The following is a 6,893-nucleotide window of genomic DNA, read 5'->3' on the forward strand; positions in this document are numbered from 1 at the left end:
CCGTCGTTCAGGCCTGCCTTGAACGTCCTCCACGCGAACGCCGCAAACCCCGCATCAGTCCCTGGGCCGCATTGAGCAGCCGGGGGTTGGAGCGCACGAAGGCCTCGGTCCGGTTGCGGACATCGATGCCGGTGCTCACCACTTTGCCTCGCATCGTGTAGCCGTGGCAGAGTTCGACCAGCACCGAACCCTTGGCGCCCATATTTGCCTTGTAACTCTGGTTGCCGACCGACAGGTCGAAATAGCCAAAGCCCCGCTCGCGTGCCCAGCTCATCAACCTGCCCATGATCGCAAGTCCCGGTGAGACATTGGGCACGACGCTCTGGTCCATAGCTATCAGCAGAGCATGAACAGTGTCTTGATGAACCAGAAGATACTGGACCGCGATCAGAGCCTCGGCCACGCGCAGCCCGAACAGCCGCACCGCTCCGTCCGAAAGGCCGCGAACAGCGGCGTTGCGGTAGAAATCGACGACTTTTTCCTGCGTCAGCAGGTCGAAGCGGCCAAGCTCGCGAAAGCGGCTGAGCCGCATCCGGACCAGTTCGCCGAAGATACGCTCCACCTCGGCCGGCGTGCCGGCCTCGACCAGTTCCACATCGCCGAGCCGTTCGAGCCGGCGCCAGTCCTTGCCGAATTCCTTGACGAAGGAGGGCTTGCACAAGCGCTTGAGGACCGTGTCCGGATCGCCGTCAATGGCGAGGCCGAAAGTGGTCTGGAGGGAATCGCGCGTCGCCGCGAGCAAGGCAAGCGGATTGGCGACGCCGTTGATCTCCGGTGGAATCCCCGTAATGTGGAACCGGTCCGCCGGCGGCAGCACGGAGCGCACCGCGGCCCATGCGGCCTGTGCGGATTGTGTGGTCCACGGCCTCGCATCGGCCAGCAGCGGTGCCGAATAGTCACTGACGCCACAGCTCAGCCATTCGATCACCCGATGGCCGAATGCCGGCCGGCGCATCAGCGGCACCAGCATCCTGGGTTCGCCCGTCGTGGCGTCGTTCACCTCGACGATGAGCGGTTCGGCACCTTGCGGCATCAGCCCCGCGACGATCCCCTCTGCCCACGCATAATTCTGGTGACCGGTGCACACACCGCTTTCCTGGAAGCGCAGCCAGAGTGGTCTGACCGCTTCGAGACTTGTGTGCAATCGCGCCGTGTAGGCGTCGTTCGCGGGAACGGTCACAGGATGGGAGGCTTCCCCTTCGGGCAAGCCGTCCACCGCAGCAATTTGCATTGCCTGGCCTGCCAAATCCATCTCCTATCGTCTTGCCGCGGCGAACGTGACCGCCCGCCGCCAGGAGCCCAGGCGGCTGTTACGCTGCTGGTCCGGGTGCTCGATGTTCCACATGCGGTGATGCACGAAATACCATGATGCCGCGAGCACGAAGGTCTCGGAGACCGCCGAACCCAGCAGCGCCCAGGGCGGGGACGCGATTGCCAGCAGGATCGCGATCAGCGCCAGCCCGACGATCGCGCCGCCCAAGGTGATGAAGGCCACGATCCGGAAATCGCCGAGGATCTCGAGCACGATGCGGGGCATGATGTAGAGCATGATCGGGATAAAATTCACCGTCACGAAAAGCCCGATGAACCCAACCGAGGCATCCTGGAGAGCCTGGGATTTGATCATCGGCAGAACGAACAGGATGGCGCAGCCATAGGCCAGGCCGCCGAGCCCCATGACCACCGACCAGATCTTCGCCTGCGCCCAGACGCGGCGCGTTTCGCCCAGCCGCATCAGTTTGGCGAGCTCCGGCTGCGTCATGTTCACGAAAGCAAGGCTGATGATGCGCAGCGGTGCGAACAGCACGATCACCGCCGCCAGCGGTGCATAGGCGGCAGGCCCGGCAATGCCCGCGACCAGCAGCGCCAGGCATTGCCCCTGGATGTTGGTGGTGGTCGCGCTGAACGCCGACCAGCACAGCTGGCGCCACAGCCTGGCATAGCGCCGGCGCGTCGGCATGCGGAAGGAGATGCGGATCGTGCGACGCGCCAGCCGGACCAGGACGAAAATGCCGACCACATTGGCCGCAGCAAGCGCATAGAACACGGTCTGCAGCGCGGCCCCGGCGAACCAGATCGCCAGGCCGGCGAACACGGTGCCGGCGATGGTGAAAGCGGCATCGCTGATGGAGACGATCACCTGCTGGCGGCGCGCGAAGAAGGCCGTGCGCATATGGCTGCGCAATGACCACGCGCCGACGAAGCAGCCGGCGGCAATGCCGCTCGGGTCGCCCAGCAGACGCATCAGAACAGCCGTGCCGACGGCCATCAGCAACGCCACCACCAGCGCCGCCGTTCCAAAGGCCACGTCATAAGCATCGACGCCAGCGCTGTTGACGCTCTTGCTCATCCATATCGAGGCGGGGACGGCGGTGAGCGACCTGATGTAGGACAGGCCGACGCCGCCCATCACCATGCCGATGGCGAAAAGGCCGTAGCCTTGCGCCGACAGCATGTGCAGCAGCATGATGTTGAGGGCGAAGTGGAAGCCGCTCTGCATCGCCTCGCCGCCGATCATCAGCACGAGGCGCCGCACCAGCTGAATCGGGAACTTCACGGCCGTGTCTCCGCCTGGCGCGTGCTTGCCGCCCTGCCCGGCCTTGCGATGGCCGCCTTCAGCTTCTCAGTGGCGATCGCGGCGATCGCCGCGGCCGCGACCGGCTCGCTGAACATCGTCTCGTAGCGCTTGCGCCCGGCGGCGACAAAACCGCGCCAGGCTTCAGGGGCGAGGATGATCTGCTGCAATTTCGCGGCCAGGGCCGCCGCATCGCCTGGCGGAACATGCCAGCCGGTCTCGTTGTCGGCGACCACTTCGACCAGCCCGCCGATCGCCGACACCAGTGGCGGACGGCCATAGGCCATCGCCTCGATGGCGACGCGGCCGAGCGATTCAGGACGCCGCGACGGCACGGTGACGATGTCGGCCCAGCGATAATGCTCCGAAGGGTCTGAGACGAAGGGCAAGGCGCTGACCTGTCCGGCCAGCCCCATGGTCTCGACCAGTTCGGCCAGCGCATGCTCACGCTCTACGCTTTCGAAGGCGCCGCCGACCAGCCGCACCTCGATCCGCGACTTCAGCTCCGCCGGCAGCGAGGCGATCGCCTGCAAAAGCACTTCCTGGCCCTTGATCCGGTTGATGCGGCCAAGCAGCAGCACCCGCAGCGGGCGCTTGCCGTCATAGGTCATCGCTTGCGCCGTCGCCGGACCGGCAACGCCATTGTAGACGACGTAGGAGCGCGCGGATCTGGGCTCGCCGAATGTGGCGCGCGTCGCTTTCGAATTGAAGATGAGGTCGGCATGGCTCCAGTGCATCAGACCGACGAGGATCCGGCGCAGCGCGCCTTCGGGAATTTCATGGATGTGCAGCAATGCCTTGCTGGGCAGCAGGCGCGAGGCCAGCGCATAGTCGGCGACGATCGAGGTGTTGACGTAGACGAGGTCGCAATCGCGCAGGCGACGCGAGGCCCGCCACAGCGCCACCGGCAGCCGCGCCATCTCGACGGTTGCCAGCCTCAGCATCGCTTGGCGCCTGAGCACCCAGAGCGGCTCGAAGACGATGCGGCTGGCATGAGGCTCCAGGATTTCGACGATCGGTCCGCTGCGCGGCAAGACCACTTCGATGTCGGCCGACGGAAACGCGGCGCGCAACGCGGCCACGCTCTCGGCGAAGCTGCGGTCGGAACCGTAGAGTTCGTAACCCTGATGGATGCAAGCAATCCGCATCTTCACATGCATCTTTCTGTCAGGGTGGTGAGACGATTCCGCCGCCTGACGCTATCGGCGACCGGAAACTTCAAGCCAACACCCCTTTGGACTTCCCTCGTTGTCAGTGTGGTCAGAAACGGATGTTGAACCCGGATCACCACACCAAAGCTGCACGCCTTCCGCCGATTCCGACGCGCAGAAGTCCATTTGCAAGGATTATGCCGTTCTAATATATCCATTTACAGGCCAACCGGCCCGGCATTGCCTCGTTTCGCTACACATACGTTGGGAAGGTTGACCGATAATGAAACAACCCGGGCGTTTGGAAGAAATATTTTACAACCCGGATGCGATAATGGCTGGAATCGGGCCTGGCAGGCATCTTGCAAGGCGGCGGTTTTGAAATGGGACAGCCGCGCATCGCGGATCGGGCGGACTTGAAAGTGCCAGCAGCCATGAAATCGGAACAGCCTGCCATCCTGATCCTGGGAACGCGCGGCATTCCTGCCGCCCATGGCGGCTTTGAAACCTTCGCCGAGAAGCTGGCGCTTTTTCTGGTCGGGCGCGGCTGGAAGGTCGGCGTCTACTGCCAGGAGGAGGTCGAGCGTGTCGACCAGAGGGTGCGCACCGAAACCTGGAACGGCATCGACCTCATCCACATCCAGGTCGCCTCGAAGGGCCCGCGCGCAACGCTGGAATTCGACTGGCAATGCGTGCTCGACGCTGCGCGCCGGCCCGGCGTCTGCCTCGTGCTCGGCTACAATGGCGCGGTCTTCCTGACCTGGCTCAGGCTGATGCGGCGCAAGATCATCACGAATATGGACGGCATAGAATGGCGCCGCCCCAAATGGGGGCGCGCGGCGCGCACCTGGTTCTGGCTCAATGAGTGGATCGGCGCCTGGGCCTCGCACCGCCTGGTCGCCGATCATCCTGTCATTGCCGATCATCTGGCGACGCGCCGGCCGCGCAGCGCCATCACCACCATCGCCTATGGCGCCGACCCGGTGACTTCGGCGCCCGAGGCGCCGGTGCGTGCGCTCGGCCTCGAGCCCGGAAAATACCTGATCTCGATCGCGCGCATCGAGCCCGACAACAACATCCTGCCGATCGTCGAAGCCTTCTGCAGCCGGAAGCGCGACATGAAGCTGGTGGTGCTGGGCACGCTGTCCGACCAGATTCCCTATCACGTCGCCGTCCGCAAGGCGGCGAATGCCTCGGTGGTCCTGCCGGGCGCCATCTACGACCAGGCGGCGGTGAAAGCACTGAGGTATCACGCACGTGCCTATATGCATGGCCACACGGTCGGCGGTACCAACCCGTCGCTGGTCGAGGCGCTGGCCGCCGGCAACATGGTGATCGCGCACGACAATCCCTACAACAGGTGGGTCGCGGGTGCTGCCGCCATCCATTTCACCGACACGCAGAGCTGCGCCGATCGCATGCAGCAGGCGATGGAGGACGACGCACTGGTCAAAGCCTGCGGCGAAGCCGCCAGGACGCGTGCCCGCGAAGCCTTCCGCTGGGACGATGTCCTGCTGGCCTATGAAAACGAAGCCTACCGGCTTCTCGGCGTGAGCGCCCCAAGAACCGCCGCGATCGACCGTCCCTCGCCCGGCGCGGTATGACGGGCTGGTCCCGCCGGCGGCTTATCACCACCGCGCTGTCGACGGCGCTGGTGCCCGCCGCGGCGGTGCTGGCGCCGCTTTCGTCCACGCCGCCCGCCCTTGCCGCCAGCGGCGAATGGCGGTTCCGCCGCGGCGTCAACGCCTGGCCCTGGTTTGCGCTGACGCGTGAGTTTCCGGCACCCCGCACCGACTATGACTGGCCGCCCTTCCAGTCGCAGCGGCCGGTGCCGACATCCGACGACCTTGGTCGGCTGCGCCGAACCGGGCTCGACTTCATCCGCCTGCCCATCGATCCCGGCCCGTTCCTGGCGGCCGACGCCGCCACGCGCGGCAAGTTGCTGGACATGGTGGACGCCGCCGTCACCGCCACACTCGACGCCGGTCTCGGCATCATCGTCAACGTCCAGGCCAACGGCGCCACCCACTACTGGAACCCCGACCGCATGGTCTCCAGCACCGCCGCACCCGAATTCACCGCCTATCGCGGGCTGGTCGGCGAGCTTGCCGGCAGGCTGGAGCGGTTCACGCCGGGCATGGTCGCGTTGGAGCCGGTCAACGAACCGCCGCAGTCCTGCGATTCCAACGTCTGGTCAAACGTCCAGGCAGCCTTGCTGACGGCGGCCAGGGCGCAATCCCAGACCTTGCCGCTGGTCGTCACCGGCGGCTGCGGCTCGATGGTGAGCGGGCTGGTGGCACTCGATCCTGCGCCGCTGGCATCCTTCGAGCCGATCCTGTTCACCTTCCATTTCTACGAACCCTATCTGTTCAGCCACCAGGGCGCGCCGTGGATGCGCGAACCCGTCTACCGCGCGCTGAACAATGTGCCGTGGCCGGCCTCCGCCGGTTCGCTCGAACAGACGCTGGCCTCCGTCAGGGCACGCATGGCTCAGGACACCAAGACTTCCGAAGCGGACAAAAAGGCCGCCTATGCCGAAACCGAGCGCGTGCTGAAGGTCTATTTCGACGCCCAGCCCGACCGCTGGTTCATCGACAAATATCTCACCCAGGCGCGCGCCTGGGCCGACACCCATGGCATCGCATCTGACCGCATCATCATGGGCGAATTCGGCGCGCTGCGCTCCGACGCCCACTATATCGCCGCCCCCAACCCCGACCGCGCCCGCTATATCGCTGATGTCCGGCAGAGCGCGGAGTCGTTCGGCTTCCCCTGGGCCTTCTGGGACCTCTTCGACGGCATGGGCATGATGGACGGCTCCACCCGCGCGCTGGATTCGGCGATGGTCGAGGCGCTTGGGTTGAGGATGCCGGCGGAATAGATCGTGGATCGTGGCGATTGGCTGAGCGCCTCCCTCTCTTCGTCATCAACTCTGAGAAATGGCGGCGTCCCTTAGTCTTGCATTTAGGGTAACGATGATCTTTCGCATGACGGCAGCGATTGCCACCATTGGCTTTTTTCCGTTTGTGACGAGGCGTTTGTAGAAGGGTGCGAATTCGCCCCTTCCAGCTGCGGCGCGCAGGGCTGGCATGAACAGCGCGGTTCTGACATCAGGGCGCCCGCCACGGATTTTGCGGTAGCCTTGCTTTTGTCCGCTGTCGTTTGGG

5 protein-coding genes and 1 pseudogene are annotated in these 6,893 nt (G+C 65.1%); 2 read left to right on the top strand and 4 right to left on the bottom strand.

Annotated elements, in window-relative coordinates:
• Positions 1 to 7 precede the first annotated feature (7 nt).
• Genes AC1DX4_RS34585 through AC1DX4_RS34595 form a run of 3 tightly spaced genes read right to left on the bottom strand, consistent with a single transcriptional unit; the run spans position 8 to position 3,735 of the window.
• Positions 8 to 1,252 (bottom strand): GNAT family N-acetyltransferase, encoded by a 1,245-nt coding sequence (locus AC1DX4_RS34585; RefSeq protein WP_477224603.1) that lies wholly within the window; start codon positions 1,250 to 1,252, stop codon positions 8 to 10.
• A gap of 3 nt (positions 1,253 to 1,255) precedes the next feature.
• Positions 1,256 to 2,557: an MATE family efflux transporter gene (locus AC1DX4_RS34590; RefSeq protein WP_477224604.1), complete on the bottom strand. Its 1,302-nt coding sequence runs from the start codon at positions 2,555 to 2,557 to the stop codon at positions 1,256 to 1,258.
• A complete protein-coding gene (locus tag AC1DX4_RS34595; protein ID WP_477224605.1) occupies positions 2,554 to 3,735 on the bottom strand; it encodes a glycosyltransferase family 4 protein in 1,182 nt (393 codons plus the stop codon). Before AC1DX4_RS34595 ends, AC1DX4_RS34590 begins: the two co-directional genes overlap by 4 nt.
• 425 nt (positions 3,736 to 4,160) lie before the next feature.
• On the opposite strand from AC1DX4_RS34595, the gene AC1DX4_RS34600 reads away from it, so the two are divergent.
• Complete coding sequence (locus AC1DX4_RS34600) at positions 4,161 to 5,330, top strand: DUF1972 domain-containing protein (protein ID WP_477224606.1); 1,170 nt, start codon at positions 4,161 to 4,163, stop codon at positions 5,328 to 5,330.
• Positions 5,327 to 6,607 carry a glycoside hydrolase family 5 protein gene (locus AC1DX4_RS34605; protein ID WP_477224607.1) on the top strand — a complete coding sequence of 427 codons (1,281 nt, stop codon included), beginning with the start codon at positions 5,327 to 5,329 and terminating at the stop codon, positions 6,605 to 6,607. The genes AC1DX4_RS34600 and AC1DX4_RS34605 overlap by 4 nt, the downstream gene beginning before the upstream one ends.
• Positions 6,608 to 6,652: 45 nt before the next feature.
• Here the strand turns inward: AC1DX4_RS34605 and AC1DX4_RS34610 are convergent.
• A pseudogene (locus tag AC1DX4_RS34610) lies at positions 6,653 to 6,893 on the bottom strand (IS110 family transposase); the annotation flags it as partial.

The organism is Mesorhizobium sp. P3_A8 (genome assembly GCF_056402995.1).